This window comes from Ferruginibacter sp., from assembly GCF_014377975.1.
Classification (GTDB): Bacteria; Bacteroidota; Bacteroidia; order Chitinophagales; family Chitinophagaceae; genus Ferruginibacter.
In genome coordinates, this window is the sequence record NZ_JACMOO010000223.1 from 1 (window position 1) to 19,803 (window position 19,803).

Annotated in this window: 13 protein-coding genes; 11 read left to right on the forward strand and 2 right to left on the reverse strand. The window is 40.0% G+C overall.

The window, feature by feature from the left end; translation table 11 throughout:
* The first annotated feature begins 535 nt into the window (after window positions 1-535).
* Window positions 536-1,267, forward strand: a complete 732-nt coding sequence (phhA, locus tag H7254_RS12250; protein ID WP_301933235.1) for a phenylalanine 4-monooxygenase — start codon at window positions 536-538, stop codon at window positions 1,265-1,267.
* A 90-nt stretch (window positions 1,268-1,357) separates the two neighbouring features.
* Here the strand turns inward: phhA and H7254_RS12255 are convergent, their stop codons facing one another.
* Window positions 1,358-2,071 carry an SDR family oxidoreductase gene (locus tag H7254_RS12255; RefSeq protein ID WP_301933236.1) on the reverse strand — a complete coding sequence of 238 codons (714 nt, stop codon included), beginning with the start codon at window positions 2,069-2,071 and terminating at the stop codon, window positions 1,358-1,360.
* A gap of 552 nt (window positions 2,072-2,623) precedes the next feature.
* On the opposite strand from H7254_RS12255, the gene H7254_RS12260 reads away from it, so the two are divergent.
* The 10 genes from H7254_RS12260 (at window position 2,624) to H7254_RS12305 (ending at window position 19,347) form a co-directional block, all read left to right on the forward strand.
* Window positions 2,624-4,138, forward strand: a complete 1,515-nt coding sequence (locus tag H7254_RS12260; protein ID WP_301933237.1) for a TSUP family transporter — start codon at window positions 2,624-2,626, stop codon at window positions 4,136-4,138.
* A 335-nt stretch (window positions 4,139-4,473) separates the two neighbouring features.
* Window positions 4,474-7,416 carry a TonB-dependent receptor gene (locus H7254_RS12265; RefSeq protein WP_301933238.1) on the forward strand — a complete coding sequence of 981 codons (2,943 nt, stop codon included), beginning with the start codon at window positions 4,474-4,476 and terminating at the stop codon, window positions 7,414-7,416.
* A gap of 311 nt (window positions 7,417-7,727) precedes the next feature.
* Window positions 7,728-8,060 carry a hypothetical protein gene (locus H7254_RS12270; protein WP_301933239.1) on the forward strand — a complete coding sequence of 111 codons (333 nt, stop codon included), beginning with the start codon at window positions 7,728-7,730 and terminating at the stop codon, window positions 8,058-8,060.
* A gap of 41 nt (window positions 8,061-8,101) precedes the next feature.
* Window positions 8,102-9,496 carry a TolC family protein gene (locus H7254_RS12275; RefSeq protein WP_301933240.1) on the forward strand — a complete coding sequence of 465 codons (1,395 nt, stop codon included), beginning with the start codon at window positions 8,102-8,104 and terminating at the stop codon, window positions 9,494-9,496.
* A gap of 6 nt (window positions 9,497-9,502) precedes the next feature.
* Window positions 9,503-12,715 carry an efflux RND transporter permease subunit gene (locus H7254_RS12280; RefSeq protein ID WP_301933241.1) on the forward strand — a complete coding sequence of 1,071 codons (3,213 nt, stop codon included), beginning with the start codon at window positions 9,503-9,505 and terminating at the stop codon, window positions 12,713-12,715.
* Window positions 12,716-12,725: 10 nt separating this feature from the next.
* Window positions 12,726-13,793 carry an efflux RND transporter periplasmic adaptor subunit gene (locus H7254_RS12285; RefSeq protein ID WP_301933242.1) on the forward strand — a complete coding sequence of 356 codons (1,068 nt, stop codon included), beginning with the start codon at window positions 12,726-12,728 and terminating at the stop codon, window positions 13,791-13,793.
* Window positions 13,794-13,866: 73 nt separating this feature from the next.
* Window positions 13,867-14,619, forward strand: coding sequence for a DUF2490 domain-containing protein (locus H7254_RS12290; RefSeq protein ID WP_301933243.1), 753 nt, complete (start codon window positions 13,867-13,869; stop codon window positions 14,617-14,619).
* Between the two features lie 126 nt (window positions 14,620-14,745).
* Window positions 14,746-15,627: a cysteine synthase CysM gene (gene cysM, locus H7254_RS12295; protein WP_301933244.1), complete on the forward strand. Its 882-nt coding sequence runs from the start codon at window positions 14,746-14,748 to the stop codon at window positions 15,625-15,627.
* A gap of 831 nt (window positions 15,628-16,458) precedes the next feature.
* Window positions 16,459-16,824, forward strand: a complete 366-nt coding sequence (locus H7254_RS12300; RefSeq protein ID WP_301933245.1) for a hypothetical protein — start codon at window positions 16,459-16,461, stop codon at window positions 16,822-16,824.
* A 72-nt stretch (window positions 16,825-16,896) separates the two neighbouring features.
* Entirely contained in the window at window positions 16,897-19,347 is a 2,451-nt protein-coding gene (locus H7254_RS12305; RefSeq protein WP_301933246.1) for a TonB-dependent receptor, read from the forward strand.
* Between the two features lie 226 nt (window positions 19,348-19,573).
* On the opposite strand, the gene H7254_RS12310 is transcribed toward H7254_RS12305, so the two are convergent.
* Window positions 19,574-19,803 (reverse strand): hypothetical protein (locus H7254_RS12310; RefSeq protein ID WP_301933247.1); only part of this gene is annotated, 230 nt, incomplete at its 5' end.

Genomic DNA, 19,803 nt, shown 5'->3' on the forward strand with positions numbered 1-19,803 from the left:
AAGCTGTAAGAGTACCATCTAATTTATGCTTCGTTGCAAATGAAAGCTTCTTCCCTGGATTATCTTTTCACCCAACAGACCCACCAGTGCACTTTTCCAGAAAATATTTGAAACCTCCAACCGCATTTTTTTTCGTGCAATAATCTTTCGGATAATAAATTTCACTGCTGTTTTTTACACTCACCCCTGAATGTTTTCAAATATTTTAATAATTATCTACTGTATAATTACACTAAAATTTTTACTTTTACCGTTGGTTGTACTTAACCATGTTAACTGAACTATTCTTTCCCGGAGAATAATAAAAAGCCATTGGTTGTTTAAATGATTTGTGTATGCTACAGAAAATAAAATTTATAACGCCATTAAAAGCCCGCAAACGAAGACCCGTATAGATTTCTGTGTATTAATTTCCTCCCATGGTCCATCTAATAATTAACCCTCTCTTTTGATTTTTCCTGCTGGCATACAATAAAAAGTTCGTCCGGCCGTGGACTTATCATCATCATATTTTCATCAAGCTAAAATCTTTTTTATGATTTCGCAACGTTATCATTTATATACTCCTGAAGAGCAGCATACCTGGTTCTTGCTATTTGAAAGACAATTAAAAGCAGTAGAGCAATTTGCCTATAGCAATTTTTTAACCGGTATTCAGCAACTCAATTTTACGGCATCTGCGATTCCTGATTTTGATGAAGTGAATAAGCTGCTTCGCAATATTACCGGGTGGAGCATATATGCTGTACCGGGACTAATTGATAATAATTATTTTTTTGAAAAAATATTTGAAAAGCAATTTGCGGCAACTACCTGGATACGAAAACCACAAAATCTTGATTACCTCGAAGAGCCGGATATGTTTCACGATGTGTTTGGCCATGTGCCCATGTTAACGGATATCTATATCTGTGACTATCTTCACGGCTTGTCGGAGATTGCAAAAAAATACAGTACCAATGAGGAGGTGATTGAAGCCATTGCAAGATTATACTGGTACACAATTGAATTTGGTTTGGTACAGGAAGGAGAACAATTAAAAATTTATGGCGCAGGAATTTTAAGTTCCATCGGCGAAACTGTGTATGCGCTTTCTGACACACCGGCAAAAGTGCCTTTTGATGTTAGAAAAATTATTGAAACGCCGTACATAAAAGACAGTTTTCAAAAGCAGTATTTTGTACTGAAGAGTATGCAGCAACTAAAAGACTGTTTGCCCGGGTTGGAAAAACATTTTGAAAAAAAATATGGCAGGATGACGGAATAAAAAATTCTATACCATCATATTTTCCGCATTAAAAATCATCTTCTTCCTGTTATACAGTCACCGGGAAGAAGATGATATTAAAAATTAGTTTTATTTTCCAGTTGAAGATGGTCTTACTTCAATTTTGCTGGGCAAAGTGCGAGGGTTCATGTTTAAAAGATCCTGCACCATCTGGCCAATATCTTCTGGCTGTATTTTCCAAACATCCACTTCATCAACCGTATGATCATTAAAATTGGTAGCTACCGAACCAGGCATAATGGTAGTTACTTTAATACCGTATTGTCTCAGGTCGAGCATAATGGCCTGCGTAAAACCTACCAGTCCAAACTTGCTGGCATTGTAGCCGGATGCCGTGGCAAAGAAATTGGTGCCTGCCAGGCTGGCGATGGTAATAATATATCCTTTGGTTTGTTTTAACGGATCAATGCAGGCTTTAACGCTGTTAAAAACGCCGGTCAGGTTGGTATCTATCATGCTTTTCCAATCCTGTTCACTCAGGGTTTCTATGGGTGCAAAATGGCCTACTCCGGCATTGGCCACCAATACATCCAGTTGTCCAAAATGATCTGTTACCTTCTTCACGGCATCGGTTTCTGCTGCCAGCGAACTAACTTCCGACTGTACTGCCAGCACTCTTAACGGATCGTTGCTTAACGATGCCGCCGCTTGCTGTGCAGCCTGCAGGCTGCGGCTGGTAATGGCTACCCGCATACCGCTACCCAATAATATTTTTGCAATGCCATATCCAATGCCCTTGCTACCGCCTGTTATATAGGCTACTTTATCTTTTAAATTGTTCATATTGTTTGTAAATTTTAATGTGCTTTTTTATGGCAGCTAAACTGCTTTATCTTATTAGTGCAAGTTAAAATAAACCTTGGGTTTTAAAATGCAAAACCAACTAAAAATCTTCATTGAATACCCGTTGACACTAAATATGAATAATTTTACCTGATAAGTCTGCGAAACCAAAAAAAACACTTTTGCATCGGGTACATGTTAAACTCCCGTACTATTATTAAAATTCGATTGGTTGAACTATTATACACTAAAGTGGCGTTGATTGTTTGGCTATTGAACATAGTTGGCTCAGCAGCAATAGTTTTAGCCAATAAATAATGGAAGGGAGGCTTAGTTCAAAAAACTACCATCACTAAAAACAGTAACAATTGGGTTTTGGTAATATGTGTTTTGTATATGCGTGAAGGCGAATAAATTTAAGCAGGTAGATAGTGTGTAAATTAGAAAGATTCGGTACGGTTATCTATTTAAAGCCAACGGTTTTTAAGGGAAAGAAAAAAATATTTTCAGTAGTCTACTAATTTAGTAGAGATTATTATATATTTGCATCCAATGACAACAACAACCCTGGCAGAGCGGAATGAACTTTTTCCTGTTTTTTTAAAGCTGAAGCAAATACGAGTACTGATAGTGGGAGGTGGTTATGTGGGCATGGAAAAGTTGCAGGCAATACTTTCCAATTCGCCTTCGGCCATCATTACATTGGTTGCCTTAAATATAAGTGATGAAATAAAAGAATATAGTAAAGGGTTTTCCGTTATCACGTTGTTGGAAAGGCCTTACCATATCAGCGATTTCGATGCTGCTGATATTGCCATTGCAGCCATCAATGATCCTGTTATCAGTAGTGAAATTGCAAGGGATGCACACCGTATGGGGATATTAATTAATGTAGCCGATAAACCTGAGCTATGTGATTTTTACCTTGGTTCAATTATTCAGAAAGGCAGTCTTAAAATTGCCATTTCAACCAATGGTAAATCGCCTACGGTAGCAAAGCGTTTAAAAGAAGTAATAGGGGATATGATACCGGACGAAATGGAAGGTGTGTTGAACAATGTACAAATTATTCGAAACAGCATTAACGGAAGTTTTGATGAAAAGGTAAAAAAGCTCAACGAGCTTACAAAAGTGCTGGTATCCAAACAGGCATTTCTTGAAAATGAAAATTTACCGGAACAAAAAAAATGGCCCAGGATAGTAATGTGGTGCTTATTGGCTTTTTTACTGATGATAGTGGGGCATGGTATTTTATCCTACGTTCCTTTTAATAAAATTACCGAAAATATAGGTGAGTTATCTGGTAAGATAGATGCAAAAACTTTTTTAATAATGCTTGCTATTGGTTTCCTGGCTCAAATGTCGGATGGTTCGCTGGGCATGGGGTATGGTACTATTTGCACTACGTTTTTATTGGCCTTCGGTGTTCCGCCGGCCTTTGTAAGCAGCCAGGTGCATTCGGCCAGGGTTTTCTCCAGCGGTGTATCTGGTTACAGCCATCATCGCTTTGGAAACATCAATAAAAAATTATTTAAAGCCATTGTTATACCGGGTATAATCGGTGCCATTATTGGTGCAGGCTGTGCTTTTTTCTTTCAAAAATATGCTGACCGGGTTAAAATTCCTTTGGCAATCTATACATTGTACCTGGGTTATTTTATCATAAAAAAGGCATTTAATAAACGCAAGGCACACGATAAGGTAAAAAAAGCAGGCTGGCTTGCTTCTGTAGGAGGTTTTGTGGATGCTTTTGCCGGTGGTGGCTGGGGTACATTGGTTACAAGTACTTTAATGGCGAAACGCAAAAGCCCCCGGTATGTGATAGGCTCTGTATGCCTGGCAGAATTTTTTGTGGTGTTAACCAGCTCCATCACTTTTTTTATTTTACTTAAAACTATTCCTATTTTTCAAATAGCCGGATTAATTATTGGCGGCTTAATTGCAGCCCCCATAGCAGCAAGACTGGTAGGTAAACTTCCATTAAAAACTATGTTTATTTTAGTGGGTTCTCTTGTTATTATTACAAGCTTAAACAGTTTGTGGAAAGCAATTGTACACCTAATGTAAAAAAGAATTTTTTTTGAACATATAGTCTACTAAAATAATAGACTGATAAATAACTAAAACTATGTGTTTACAAAATATAAGCACGCAATATTATTGTGCCGGTAATGATAAACGGATTTTAGACGGTAAATCTCCGAAAAAGGTCTGTAATTAGAACAATCATTTTTTTGAATAGATAGTCTACTAAAATGATAGACTATATTAACCCCTTACAGCCAGTATGATTTTAAAAGATACCCGTTTTCGATGTTGACGCAGAATATACAACGCAACTAAACGTAGTTGTTGCAATCAATTAATAAACCACCTGTTTAATAAAAAAATAACACAACGCAATGAGAAAGCTATTAGCAATATTATTTTTATTCCCGGTCATAGCAGCCGGGCAGTTAAATGGCACCGTAATTTTAAATGGTAAGGTAGTGGGGGAAAGTCACGAAGGACTGGCCTCTGTAAGCGTTGCCGTAAAAGGTGCTTCCAAAGGAACCATTACAGATTCAAACGGTAAATTTTCATTGGTGGTGAATCAGATATTTCCTTTTAAAGTTGTCATTTCGTCAGTAGGTTTTTCGCCGCAGGAAATTGAAATCAAAAATGCCCGTTCTAAACTGGCGATACAATTAACCAGCCAGACATACCTGGCCAATGAAGTGGTAGTAACGGCAAGTCGCACTTCAGAGAAAATATTAAAATCGCCGGTAAGTATTGAAAAGCTGGATGTAAGAGCATTAAAGGAAACACCCGCAGCTTCGTTTTACGATGCACTTGGAAATGTAAAAGGTGTACAGTTAATCACTTCTTCTCTCACTTTTAAAGTACCCAATACCAGGGGATTTAATATCCCCAATAATTTTCGATTTATGCAATTGGTAGATGGGATAGATATGCAGGCCGCTACGTTGGGCGTGCCTCTGGGTAATGCGATTGGGCCAACAGAACTCGACATTCAAAGCATAGAGGTAACACCCGGCGCAGCTTCTGCTTTGTATGGTATGAATGCTATCAACGGAATGTCGAACCTGATTACAAAAAATCCGTTTACATCAGAGGGACTGAGTGTTTTTCAACGTACCGGTGTAAACCATGTGGATGGAATTGACCATTCTCCTGGCTTGCTAACTGAAACGGCAATACGCTATGCAAAAGCCTTTAAAAATAAATTTGCTTTTAAATTAAATGGAAGTTACCTGCAGGGGATTGACTGGATTTCAGATACAAGATTAGACCAGAACCCCAATAATAAAAATACAGCTAACCCATCGTACCCTGCATTAAACGGTGTTAATAATATTGCCTTTGACGGCTGGAATAAATATGGCGACGATGCACTCGCCGGCAGCAATACGGTTTCTATAACGGGTTTAAAAATAGATGGCGCAACCAACAAAACTTTAACAGTGGCCCGTACCGGTTATTGGGAAAAAGATCTGGTAGATCCGAAAGTAAATAACCTGAAATTTGATGCCGCACTGCAGTATAAAATAACACCCGGCACTACTTTAAGTTATACTTACCGCGTAGGTAAAATGGACGGTATTTTTCAAAGAGGTAATAAAATTAAATTAGATAATGTAGTGGTACAAAATCACCAGATAGAATTGAAGGGTACTACTTTTACTATCAGGGCATATACTTCCATTGAAAATTCAGGCGATAGTTATAACGTAAAACCGTTGGCAGATAATCTTGATTTATACACCGGAGGAAGCAACAGTGCCTGGGCTTCAAAATACAAAACTGCATTGAATTCATTTGCCACTTCTCATGGCGGAGCATTAACGTCTTACAACCTCGCTGAGGCAACTCAATATGCACGCCAGCTTGCCGATGCAGGCCGTGCAGAACCTGGTACACCCTACTTTAACAGGGTAAAAGATTCCATCATAAAAATAAATAACTGGGATATCAAGTCAAGCGCTATTCCCAATGCACCGGCAACCGGTGGTGCGGCCTTAATTCAAAAAAGTCACCTATATCATGTAGAAGGTCAATGGGATCTTACCAAACAGGTAAAATATTTTAGCCTGTTAATTGGCGGCGATGCAAGAGTATACGAACTGATACCCGATGGTAATAATTTTGTTGATTTTAAAAGGCCCGTTGCAGAAAGAAATACACCTCTGGCAGACGGCAGTTTTGGCAGCAATATTTACTATAAAAAGTTGGGCGGTTTTGCGCAGGTTACCAAAACCCTTTTCAACGAAAAATTAAAATTATGGGGCTCATTGCGGGCGGATTACAATCCTGAATTTACGGCAAAACTAACGCCGCGTTTCGCCGCGGTTTATACGGTGAAAGAAAAACATAACTTCAGGGTTACTTTTCAGCAGGGCTATCGTTTTCCCGCACTGTTTGAGGCATTGAGTTACGTAAACAATGGCAGGGTAAAAAGGGTAGGTATACTGCCCATCATTAACGAAGGCCTGGGCTACCGCGAAAACAGCTATACACAAAGTTCAGTAGCAGCTTTTAACGCAGCCGTTAAATTTGCGGGCAACAGCGACTCTGCTGCATTGGCCAACCGCAGTTTACTAAAGCCTGCATCATTGCCAAATGGCCGGCCTGAAGGTATCAACTCTTTTGAAGTTGGCTATAAAAGTGCTGTAGTCAACAATAAAGTGTTTGTAGATTTTGACGCTTATGCCAACATCTATGATGGATTTTTAGGACAGGTACAGGTGTTTGTTCCCATTGCTGAAACAATTGGCGCTGATGGTGCAGTGTTGGCCATGGTTGACCGTAACCGGGATGCGCAACAGGCAAAGGATGCTACTGCTACTTCTCCGGCTACCGCGGCAAGTAATGGCCAGGACCGTTACCGGGTATACACCAATGCAAAAAATAAGTACACTACCTATGGATCCTCATTGGGTGTTAGTTATAATTTCTTTAAAACCTATACAATTTCAGGAAACTTAAATTACAATAAGATAAAGGGAATCAAATCTCCTGATTTATTTACAACGGGTTTTAATACGCCCGACTGGACCAGTAACCTTTCGTTTGGAAACAGATCAATTACCAGGAATGTGGGATTTAATATTGTGTGGAAATGGCAGAACAGTTTTTTATGGGAAAGCCCGCTGGTAACCGGTAAAATAGCTGCCATCCATAATCTTGATGCGCAGCTAACCTGCAGGCTACCTGCCGTAAAAGCAACCGTTAAATTGGGAGGCACCAACATTTTAAATAACAGGCACCTGGAGTATGCTGGTGGCCCAACCATTGGTGCATTATATTATATAGCAATTACACTGGATGGTTTATTGAACAAATAAATCATTTGCTTTTGTAAGCCTGATCAATTAATTAAAGCAGTTAGAAATATTGAATAAAAGATTACTGTGAATTGCAGTAAGTATTTAAAGGCTGGTTAATCTATTTCTGAATTTAACCAGCCTTTCTTTTTGGTAATCAGATCATCAGCAGACTAATAAAATATTTATTGTTAACAATCTATTTACAAAAGAGGTGTAAAAATTGAAAAAGTTAAACTGACATTTGCAGACTAAATTCTTACACAAGTTTTAGATGACATATGCAGTATAAAAGGCGGAATATATTTTTTAGTATTTTTAAAATAGCTGCGTTGCTTTTTTATCTTCCGTTTTTTTTAGTACAGATTTTTGTTAGTCATGACAGTATATCCGCTAATAAAAATGCGGGGGCATTTTACACCAGCCCTTCTTCAAAAAATTCGGGTGTACTCCAAAATTATACAGATAAAACAAGCTGTAAACTTTCCACCTTACGTTTAAATAAGCGATTTGAACCTGCAACTATTCCTTTTTGGGTACCTGTTTCTTTTGAAATACCGGTATTCATTGCAGCACTAAAATCCTTTGGTAATTATCTTAATCCTTCACTTGCCTCCTTTCACTTACTTACACATACATTAAGGGGACCGCCTGCTGTTGCCTGATATTTATTTGGTTTCAACATTGTTCACCTTAATTATTAATTATGGTTCCTTTTGTAAGAAGAAGGTACATTTCTGTAATCAGTATTTTATTATTGTTACAGGCACCTTTTGTATTTGCACAAACAAAGAATTATTCCTTATCCAGCCTTATTGGCAGCGCCCACAATTACCTGCCGTTATTGATGCAGAAGAAAGCGTTGATTGAATCGGGCAAAGCTAGCATTACCGATACAAAACATTCTTTTTTACCACAGCTTAAATTTAGCGAGCAATTAAACCTGGGATCGGCCAATTCACTTGCCGGTAGTTTTTTCACTTTTGGCATGACGCCTTCTACCTCAGGAAGTATCCGGGGTGAAAATATTTCACAACCTGTTACAGGCAATGTTGCCGTATTGTACAGTGAGTATGAACTGGATAATTTTGGACTAAATCAGGCAAAACTAAACACGGCCAGGGCATACCTGAACCTGGCAGAAACAGACCTGAAAAAGGAGCAGTATTTCCTGGATTTGAATGTTGCCAAACTGTATTTTACTATTCTAAAAAATCAATACCGGCTTAGTGCCGACCAGCAAAATACAGACAGGTATCAAAGCATCTTCCAAATTATACAGGCGCTTGCCGCAGCCGGTATAAAACCAGGTGCAGATTCATCCCTGGCCAAAGCAGAACTGTCTAAAACTAAAATAAGTTACAACCAAACACTGGGAAATGTAAACCAGTTAAAGGAACAATTAGCTTATTTAACAGGGATACCAGGTAATAGTATAACGTTAGATTCGGTACCCATCAACCCAATGACCAAAATGCCTTTGGCGGCTGATTTTATGATGGACACGCTCAATAATCCCCTGGTAGATTATTACGCTAAAAAACGGGATATTTTTGTAGCCAATCAGCACCTCATCAGCAAAAGCTATCTTCCAAAAATATTACTGGCCGGCAGCTCCTGGGGCAGGGGTTCCAGCATTCAATATAATGATCAGTACAAGTCGCTGGCGAACGGGCTGGGCTACCAGCGTTTTAATTATGCTGTGGGTGTGGCGTTTACCTACAATCTTTTTAACGGCATCACCAAACGGGATAAGCTGGCCATTAACCGCTACCAATTGCAGGCAAGCGAATACGATTTACGGCAGCAAAAATTATCCCTGCTATCGTCTGCCCATCAGGCCGACAATGCCCTGCAAACCACGCTGGCTAATTTAACAGAATTGCCGGTGCAGTATCAATCAGCCCAGGATACTTACCAGCAGAAACTGGCACAGTATAAAGCAGGCATTATTTCTTTGATCGATCTCACCAATGCGTCGTTTGTATTGTACCGGTCGCAGACCGATTACATCGAAACACTGAATGACTGGTATATGACGCAGCTGGAGAAAGCCGCTGCCACCGGTAATCTTACTCAATTTATTCAAACAATTAAATAACTAATTATGGTACGAGCAGCATTAAAAAGGCCCATTACCATACTGGTACTTTTTACAGGATTGTTGTTGTTTTCTTTTATGGCGATCCGGAAAATTCCGATTGATATTTTTCCCAAATTGAACCTTCCAACAATCTATGTAATTGAATCGTATGGTGGCATGAGTCCGCAGCAAATGGAGGGTTTTTTTGCCACGCGTATGCAGGACCAGTTTTTATACGTGAATGGGATAAAAAATATAGAAAGTAAAAACATACAGGGTCTTACCCTGATCAAACTTTCTTTTTACGAAGGCACTGATATGGCCGAAGTATCGGCGCAGGTGGCCTTACAGGTAAACAGAGCTTCAAAGTTTTTTCCACCCGGTGCATTACCTCCGCAGGTGATCCGGTTTGATGCTTCTTCATTACCCGTGGGTCAGTTGGTTTTCAGCAGCCAGACAAAATCGTTAAAAGAGATTTATGATCTTGCGGTAACCCGTGTTCGACCGATGTTTTCTACAGTGGCGGGCTTGTCTGCACCGCCACCATTTGGTGCCAACTCAAGATCGGTAGTGGTGAATGTGGATCCGGAAAAATTGCTCCGCTATAATTTGTCACCCGACCAGGTGGTGGAAGCTATTTCCAAAAGTAACAGCATGAGTCCCTCAGGTAATTTAAGGGTAGATAGCATGATGTACGTGACCACTGTAAATTCACTGGAAGAAAAAGTGCAGCAGTTCGAAGACATTCCCATTACCACAAACGGTGTTGCTACGGTGTTTATACATGACATTGGTACGGTAGCGGATGCGTCGGATGTAACTGTGGATTATGCGCTCATCAACGGTAAACGTTCGGTGTATATCCCTGTGGTTAAAACAGCCGATGCTTCTACCTGGGCAGTAGTTCAATCTTTAAAAGGCAAGCTGCCCGAAATGCAAAGCCTGTTGCCGGATGATGTCAACATCAGCTATGAGTTTGACCAGTCTGTATTTGTTATCAATGCTGTAAAAAGTCTGATGACGGAAGGGATACTGGGCGCCATTCTTACCGGTCTGATGGTGTTACTATTTTTAAAAGACTGGCGAAGCAGCCTGGTAGTGGTGATTACTATTCCGGTAGCCATATTAAGTAGTGTGCTGTTTCTCAACATGGCGGGACAATCCATCAACATCATGACATTGAGCGGACTTGCTTTGGCCATCGGTGTATTGGTTGACCAGGCTACGGTAACCATTGAAAATATACACCAGCATCTGGAGATGGGCAAGAATAAACGGCAGGCCATCCTGGATGCCTGTGAAGAAATTTCTTTTCCATTGCTGCTGATTCTATTGTGTATCCTGGCAGTATTTGCACCATCCTTTGTAATGAATGGCGTACCAAAAGCGATGTTCCTTCCACTTTCTTTATCCATCGGTTTTGCCATGATCGTTTCTTTCATTGCGGCTCAAACGCTGGTGCCTGTTATTGCTAACTGGTTATTGAAGGAAGACATGTTTCAGTATCATCATGAAAAGCAGCATGCTCATGCAGGACTGGCTTTGGATGATAAAGAAATCAGGGAAATAAATATGCACAATGCGGAAGATAAAAAGCATCCGGAAGAGAATGGATTTTTTCAACGCATTAAATTGGGACTGGCAGATAAACTGGAAACCTGGATGCCTAACCGGAAGCCCATTGTGTTGATGTACCTTATTTTGTTTCTTGCAGCTGCAGGTTGTTGTTTTGTTTTCATCGGAAAAGATTTGCTGCCGAAAACCAATAACGGACAACTACAGATAAGGATTAAAGAGCCGGATGGTACCAGGCTGGAGCAAACCGAAAGAGCGACAAAAGGGGTACTGGATGTAATCAAAGCAACTACCAACGGCAATATAAAAATCAGTTCTGCCTATGTTGGGCTGATACCGAGCAGTTATGGATCCAGTAACCTTTATATTTTTAACAGCGGTACGCATGAAGCAGTTTTGCAGGTTAACCTGGAAGAAAATTATAAGGCCAACCTGGATGAATTAAAAGATAAATTAAGGCAGAATATAAAAGCGGCTTATCCGTTGCTAAACATATCTTTTGAACCCATTGAATTAACAGAAAAGATTATGGCGCAGGGAGCCTCCACGCCCATTGAAGTACGGGTGGCAGGTAAAAATTTTGATGAATTAAAATTGTATTCTAAAAGGCTGGTGGATAGTCTGAAACAAATCAGTTACCTGCGGGATGTACAGATAGCACAGCCTTTAAAATTCCCTACCATTAAAATCAATATTGATCGCTTTCGTTTGGCGCAGATGGGGCTCAACCTGAACGAAGTGGCCAGGAGTATTACCGATGCTACTTCTTCCAGCCGCTTTACTGAAAAAGTACAATGGCTTGATCAGAAAGTTGCTTATACTTACCAGGTACAGGTACAGGTGCCGGAATACATTATGAACTCCATCGAACAGTTGCAATCTATTTCGCTGGTAAAAGGAAAATCAAGACCCATTTTATCTGACATCGCACAAATGACGATTGATACTTTGCCCGGTGAATATGACCGTGCCGGCCCCCGACGTTTTTTAACAGTAAGTGCCAACATTTATAAAAATGATCTTGGCACAGCAACCACGGCAGTACAAAAAGCGATCAGTTCTTTAGGTACACCGCCAAAGGGCCTGGTTGCCGAAGTAAAAGGGATGTCGTCTTTACTAATAGAAACACTGGACTCTTTACAAACAGGTTTGCTGGTGGCCATCGTGGTGATATTGTTGCTATTGGCGGCAAATTATCAATCATTTGGTGTAGCCATTGCTGTAGTGTCAACCATACCAGCAGTACTGCTGGGTGCGCTTTTGTTACTGCTGGCTACAGGTGCAACATTAAACCTGCAATCATACATGGGTATTATTATGAGCACGGGTGTTTCGGTGGCCAACGCTATTTTGATTGTAACCAACGCGGAGGCTTTGCGGTTGCAATACAAAGATCCCTTTAAAGCAGCCACCGTAGCAGCAAGCATCCGGTTGCGTCCCATTTTAATGACGAGCCTGGCTATGATTGCAGGTATGATACCCATGGCCAGCGGGCTGGGCGAGGCAGGTGATCAGTCTGCACCGTTGGGCCGTGCAGTAATTGGTGGTCTTATCGCCTCCACTTTTGCAGCTTTATTTATTGTACCGCTAGTGTATGGCTGGGTTCGTCAGAAAGCATCTTTTGGATCAGTTTCCTTATTACCAGAAAATAGTAACCACTAAATTTATCAACATGAAATATTTTATTTATCCATTTTTATTTGTCTTCATTTATTCCTGCACTTCCAACAACGCAGCGCCAAATAAACCTTTAGAACCTAAATCCGCTGCCCCAAAATACACGCTCGCTCTTGTTGAAAAAGGCGGCGTAGCCACCACTATAAAACTTCCGGCACAGTTGGCGGCCTTCCAGGAAGTGAGCATATTTCCTAAAGTGAACGGCTATGTAAAAACTGTACTGGTAGATATCGGTTCAAGGGTTGCGAAAGGCACCGTGCTGATGGTGCTGGAAGCCCCGGAATTAGTGCAGGCTGCATTACAAGCCAGGGAAAAGTATGCCCGCACAAAAGCTGATTTTGCTATTGACAAAGAACGTTACCAGCGCCTGCTGGAAGCTGCTAAAACTGCAGGCGCTATTTCACCACTCGACCTCTCCAGCATAAAAGCAAAGATGGAGGCAGACAGTTCGGTAAGTAATGCAGAAAAAGCGAACTGGCAAATGCAGCAAACCATGCTGGATTATTTAAAAGTAGTGGCGCCATTTGCCGGTGTTATTACCGAAAGGAATGTGCATCCCGGGGCGTTGATAAGTGCTTCGTTGAAAGACAAGCCCATACTGGAATTGAAACAAATAGATCATCTCCGTTTGCAGGTAGACATACCTGAAGCGTTAGCGGGTAACCTAAAAAATAAAGATACCGTGTCCTTTTATGTAAGTGCCTTGCAGGGAAAAAAGCTAACAGGCAATATCAACCGTTCTTCCATGAATGTAAACGCCCAATACCGCAGCGAAAGAATGGAAGTGGATGTATTAAACAACGATGGCGTACTTGCACCTGGCATGTTTGCAGATGTGCTGTTGTATTCAAAAGGAAATGTAGAAGCCCTGTTTGTCCCGAAATCTGCAGTGGTTACTTCTACGGAAAGAAAATATGTGTTGGTGATGAGCGGTGATAAAATTACTAAAGTAGATGTAAGCACAGGTAACCAAACAGTGAACAAAATAGAAGTTTTTGGTGCCATAAAAGCCGGTGACCATGTGATTGCGGTAGCTAATGATGAGATTAAAGAAAGAACCTAATCTCTTTCGGGATGTAGTTTTTATATAAAAAAGAGTGAACTATATTTGCACTCTTTTTATATAAACTGACCCAATGCTGAAATATATTTTTTCTGGTGTTTTTGTTTTCTTCACCGGAGCTATATCAATAGCTCAAACAACAAAAAATATACAGCACCTGGATGAGACATGGCTGGCCTATTTTAACCAGGTAAGATTAAGCGAAAAATGGGGAACCTGGACTGACTTTCAACTGAGGACGAAGGATCGTTTTGTCAATAATCTTTCTGTAGGCATTGTAAGGGTAGGAGTTACTTATTATGTTTCAAACAGCATAAAATTAACAGCAGGGTTTGCATGGGCCAACTATTTTCCGCAAGACAATCATAAACACGTTTCACAACCTGAGCTCCGGCCATGGCAGCAGGTACAATGGGATGCCCGGTACGGAAGAAAAAGAATGGTGCATTGGGTAAGGCTGGAAGAAAGGTACCGGAATAAAATTTTAAATGACAGCACCCTTGCGGATGGCTATAATTTTAATTACAGGCTACGCTATAACTGGCGATACGAATTGCCCCTTGATAAAAAAGGCAGTAAACAAGGTGCAGTTTCTCTAATCATTAATGACGAGATAAATGTAAATGCAGGCAAACAGATTGTGTATAATTATTTTGATCAAAACCGTTTTTATACCGGGCTAAAAATTCAAACCAGCGCTGTTTCAAATATACAGTTTGGGTACCTCAATATCTGGCAACAACTGGCTGCGGGTAATCAATACAAGAGTGTAAATGCCATCCGGTTGTCTTATTATCAAAGCTTTGATTTAAGACACATAAAATAATTTAAAATACAAACTTCCTTAAGCAGCAAGTGTTGTTCAGCAATAAATATCATTGATTATCTTATAACGTAAACGCTAAATAAATTTAGCGTTGTACCTTAGAATGTAATTTATCAACTCAAGAATATGGCAGGAATTTTAGACTTAGTAGGCAACACGCCGATGGTGAAATTAGACCAGGTAAGCGCTAATAAAAACGTAACTATTTATGGTAAGCTTGAAGGCAACAATCCCGGTGGAAGTGTAAAGGACCGTGCTGCTTACGGTATGATTAAGGGTGCATTTGACAGAGGTGAAATATCAAAAGGTATAACATTGATAGAAGCCACCAGTGGCAATACAGGCATTGCTTTGGCCATGATAGCCAGTTTGTTTAAAGTACCCATTGAATTGGTAATGCCAGAAAATTCTACCAGGGAAAGAGTGCTAACCATGCAGGCATTTGGAGCAAAAGTAATTCTTACGCCAAAAGAAAGATCCATTGAAGGCGCCATTGATTACGCCAATGCACAGGTTGCCAAAGGCGGCTATTTTATGTTAAACCAGTTTGCTAACCCCGATAACCCCGGTATGCATTATAAAACCACCGGACCAGAAATATGGAGAGATACCCAAGGTGCCGTAACACATTTTGTTTCTTCAATGGGAACCACCGGAACTATTATGGGCGTATCAAAATATTTAAAAGAGCAAAATGAAGCGGTACAAATAGTTGGTTGTCAGCCAACGGACGGCTCCCAGATACCCGGTATCCGTAAATGGCCGGCAGCCTATTTGCCAAAAATATTCGATAGAAAAAGAGTGGATCGCACCATAGAGGTGGATGAAAAAGATGCACGCATCATGACGAAACGTCTTGCCAGAGAGGAAGCTGTTTTTAGCGGATTAAGCAGTGGTGGTGCCGTTCATACCGCAATTGAATTGTCAAAGGAATTAGATGCGGGTATTATTGTAGTGATCATTTGCGACCGGGGAGATCGTTATCTTTCTTCTGATATTTTCGACTGACACGGTATCAACAAGACCCAATAATTAGTTGAATATTTTACATCCGTAAAGCCGGTACGTTGTGTTCCGCATGGGTTATCCCTACTGTAAATTGAAAAATATTATCAGGTAAACATATTGGGTAAAAGTGAGGCACAGCGCATGTTCTGCGCCTTACATGTTTGAGTGAAAAAATACTATCGATCATTTGTTTCGTGTTATAAACGCAGCCTGGCTATTATCTTGCAATTGCTACTACCTTACTCTGTTGCAGTCTCCATACTAATCATACCTCCTATGCCTGTTTTAGCCATTGTGATAACCATCACCATAGCGCCTGGTACTCTGTCTGCGTTACTCTACCTGTGACAGTCTTTGGTCCGGTTATTAAAATTTGTGCAACCAGACCCACAACCGCATCTGTAACAACGTTCATCACAAACAAATACTTTTTTTTTGCCGTAGGGGTTATTGTGTACTCCCTGGTCCTGTGGAGTTTGTATACTGATTGAAGTGAGCGTAAAATTGTACGGTTGCAGCCTGATTAATTAATAAACCACCCCCTAAAATTGCAATGAGTAAAAAGATATTTTTTCCATTTATGATTTTAGTGGCAGTGATTTAAAACACAACAAGCCCCGTTGAAAATTGGTGCCGTTTATCAAAACTAATTGCTCAGGAGAAATTTGTATTTTATTATTTGTGTATGCTGACAATATACGCGGAAAATAGTAAAGTATGATCGGTTGGCAGTGTTAATAAAATTATACTTCATTTTTTTAAGCCAGGAGCAAACTATGCAAAAAGCTACATTGATTAGAGGTATATTTGCAACATTATTGTAAAAAAGTATTGAAAAATAAACGACACATACATTGCAGTGCTATACTACTGTTGCTGATTTATATCTGTAGCAATAGTCCTGCGTTTATGTTTCACCATCATATCCGCCCCATTGTAGCCTATGATAAAGCCGGTTCCTGCGAAAAGGTAATTTATTATACCGGCAATGATGGCTGTAACCACAAATCACATATTTCAACTGCGTTCGAAAGATGTTCTTTATGTGATCATCATAACCTGAATGCACATATCAATTTCCTCCCTGTATTTGCCTTTATAAACTTTATAGATGCGGATGGTTACAGTACGGGCCTGGAACATTTTGTTTCGGCATTCGCTGCTGAAGCTGCCAACAGGGGCCCGCCGGAAGTATAGTTTTTTTACCTTCCGCAAGCAGGCTGTACAATTCAATTGCGCAGCCATCTCTCCATTAAAAATCTAACAAAAATGAAATTGATTATTTCTACAGTTGTATTGTTGTGTGCCACACAATATCTATGTGCACAAAATTCTTTGTCTGGAAAAGTAACAGATAAAGACACTAAAAAGCCATTAACTTTCATAACAGTCTCTATCCCCGATTTACATACTTCTGTGCTCACTGATTCTACCGGCCATTTTACTTTTAATAGAATTCCTTCTGCATCGTATGAAATACAAATAAGTGCGGTGGGGTATAAAATTTTTTCTAAAGTGATCCAAATAAACGGTAGTGTTTCAGTTAATTTCGAGCTTGATAAAAGTAGTATGGAACTTACTGAAGTTGTGGTGACGGGGTCTTCAAAAGCAACCCAAATTAAAAAATCTCCTTTGCCAATTATTGCTGTTAATAAAGCATATTTAACAACCAATTTATCAACCAATGTAATTGATGCGATTGCAAAAATTCCAGGTGTAAGTGCGGTTACCACAGGGCCGAATGTATCCAAGCCATACATCAGGGGGCTGGGTTTTAATCGTATTTTAACGCTGTATGATGGCATGCGCCAGGAGGGACAACAATGGGGTGATGAACATGGAATAGAAATGGATAACTATGGTGTTGATAGAATAGAAGTGGTGAAAGGGCCCGCCAGCTTAATGTATGGTTCCGATGCATTGGCGGGTGTAATAAATTTAATACCCTCACAACCTGCCCCAAATGGTAAAATTGCCGGAGCAGTAACCACGGAGTATCAAACCAACAATGGAATGTACGGTGGATCAGCCTTTCTAACCGGCAATAAAAATGGTTTTGAATGGGGTGGAAGGATTTCTAAAAGAATGGCCAAAGATTTTAAAAATTCCATAGATGGACGGGTGTACAACACCGCATTTAATGAAACGGCAGGAAGCGCTTTTGCCGGCTTGCATAAAAAATGGGGATTTAGTCATTTAAGTTTATCGATCTATGACAATTTACAGGAAATACCAGACGGTAGCCGGGACTCGCTGACACGGCAGTTTACAAAGCAAATTACCGAAGAAGACCTCCTGCGGCCCATCGTTACCAACAGTGAATTGAATTCCTATAACATGTCGGTACTACATCAACGTGTACAACATTATAGGGCCTTTTCTAAAAACAGTTTCTTTTTTGGTGATAGCAGGCTGGATGCTAACTTCGGCTTTCAGCGAAGTGTTCGAAGAGAGTTTAGTCACCCCGAAGTGCCTTACCAGAATGTAGCAGGTTTAGATCTGCAATTGAATACCTTCAACTACGATGTGAAATATTTTTTGCCGGAATTTAATAAATGGGCCGTAGCCGTTGGCGTAAACGGAATGTTTCAAAGTAATAATGTAACATCAGGTACAGAGTTTGTAATTCCTTCGTACAACCAATTTGATTTTGGTGGGTTTGCAACCATTAAAAAAGACTTTGGTAACCTAAATGTGTCGGGGGGGCTTCGCTATGATTACAGAAAAATTACCAATGATGAACTGTATACCAAAAGCAATGCAACCAGTGGCTTTGACCAGCCCGTAACCGGAGTTGACACTGTGGGGGCAAACAAGCTTTTCAGTAATTATTCAACTAATTTTAAGGGGGTTACCGGGAGTATTGGACTAAGTTATTCCGTAGATAAAAACTGGGCGGTAAAATTTAATTTTGCAAGAGGGTACAGGGCACCTAATATTTCAGAGATCTCCGCCAATGGTGTGCATCCCGGCACAGGATTTTATCAGATTGGGAATGCACAATTTAAACCTGAGTTTAGTAACCAGGTAGATATCGGTGCTTCATACACTTCTTCTACTATTAATGCCGGAGCTAGTTTATTTATCAACCAGATAGACAATTATATTTACAATGAACGATTGTTATCTGCTGCCGGTGGTGATTCGTTGAGTGCAAGCGGCGTTCAGGTATATCCAACCTACAAGTTTAAGAGTGGTAAAGTATTATTGTATGGAGTGGAAGGAAACATTGATTTTCATATCATTAAACCATTACATTTTGATAATTCTGTTTCATTGATTTACGGCGATAATAAAAGTTTTATCGGTGCCGAAAAACGCGATGACAACAAGTATGTTCCCCTGATACCGCCATTCAGGTATATTAGTGAATTGCGGTACGACCTTGCACAAAATTCTAAATGCCTTAACGAGCCCTTTATTAAATTGCAAGTGCAATACACAGCAGCGCAAAACAGGGTTTTTAGCTACGACAATACAGAAACTGCCACACAGGGTTACACTTTGATAAACATCGGTGCAGGAACCGGTTTTAAAAACAAGGCAGGCAAAACAGTACTAAACGTATATGTGCTTGCCAATAATGTTTTTGATGTGGCTTTCCAGAATCATTTGAGTAGATTGAAATATTTTGAACAATATTCAGCCTCACCCAATGGCCATCTTGGAATATACAATGTGGGCAGGAATATTAGCTTAAAGCTGGTGAAGGATTTTTAAATAAATGATTAACCATACCGCATTACATTAATGCAACAAGGCGCAGATTTTACTGCGCCTTGTTGCATTAAGTATTAAACCCATGTATTTTTTAAGAGAACTTTTTTAGAGCGACCTGTAAAATTAATTTGGACAAATACAGTACCCTCTATGCAAGTAATAAATTGTAAACAAATAGCCAGGTTTTATTGAATCTACCTTGAACTTTCATTCTAAACAAAACCTGCTAATTTTCATGCATGTACTCAATAAAAAGATACGGATTTATGGTGAATTCGGCAGATGGTATATTGTTTTCTTCTCCAAGCAGCGCATACAGCAAGTGATTACATTCTTCCAGTTGCCACATAGTAACACGTTTATTATAGGGGTCAACAAAAAGCTCTGGCAGCATAACAGGTATCATTCCATTCCAGCAAGCTTCTGCCAATTTGTTATGACCATTGTTTTTCGATG

Excerpts from the sequence above, each read along its gene's own strand:
- phhA (WP_301933235.1), top strand. The coding sequence starts at position 536 with ATGATTTCGCAACGTTATCATTTATATACTCCTGAAGAGCAGCATACC.
- H7254_RS12255 (WP_301933236.1), bottom strand. The coding sequence starts at position 2,071 with ATGAACAATTTAAAAGATAAAGTAGCCTATATAACAGGCGGTAGCAAG.
- H7254_RS12260 (WP_301933237.1), top strand. The coding sequence starts at position 2,624 with ATGACAACAACAACCCTGGCAGAGCGGAATGAACTTTTTCCTGTTTTT.
- H7254_RS12265 (WP_301933238.1), top strand. The coding sequence starts at position 4,474 with ATGAGAAAGCTATTAGCAATATTATTTTTATTCCCGGTCATAGCAGCC.
- H7254_RS12275 (WP_301933240.1), top strand. The coding sequence starts at position 8,102 with ATGGTTCCTTTTGTAAGAAGAAGGTACATTTCTGTAATCAGTATTTTA.
- H7254_RS12280 (WP_301933241.1), top strand. The coding sequence starts at position 9,503 with ATGGTACGAGCAGCATTAAAAAGGCCCATTACCATACTGGTACTTTTT.
- H7254_RS12285 (WP_301933242.1), top strand. The coding sequence starts at position 12,726 with ATGAAATATTTTATTTATCCATTTTTATTTGTCTTCATTTATTCCTGC.
- H7254_RS12290 (WP_301933243.1), top strand. The coding sequence starts at position 13,867 with ATGCTGAAATATATTTTTTCTGGTGTTTTTGTTTTCTTCACCGGAGCT.
- cysM (WP_301933244.1), top strand. The coding sequence starts at position 14,746 with ATGGCAGGAATTTTAGACTTAGTAGGCAACACGCCGATGGTGAAATTA.
- H7254_RS12305 (WP_301933246.1), top strand. The coding sequence starts at position 16,897 with ATGAAATTGATTATTTCTACAGTTGTATTGTTGTGTGCCACACAATAT.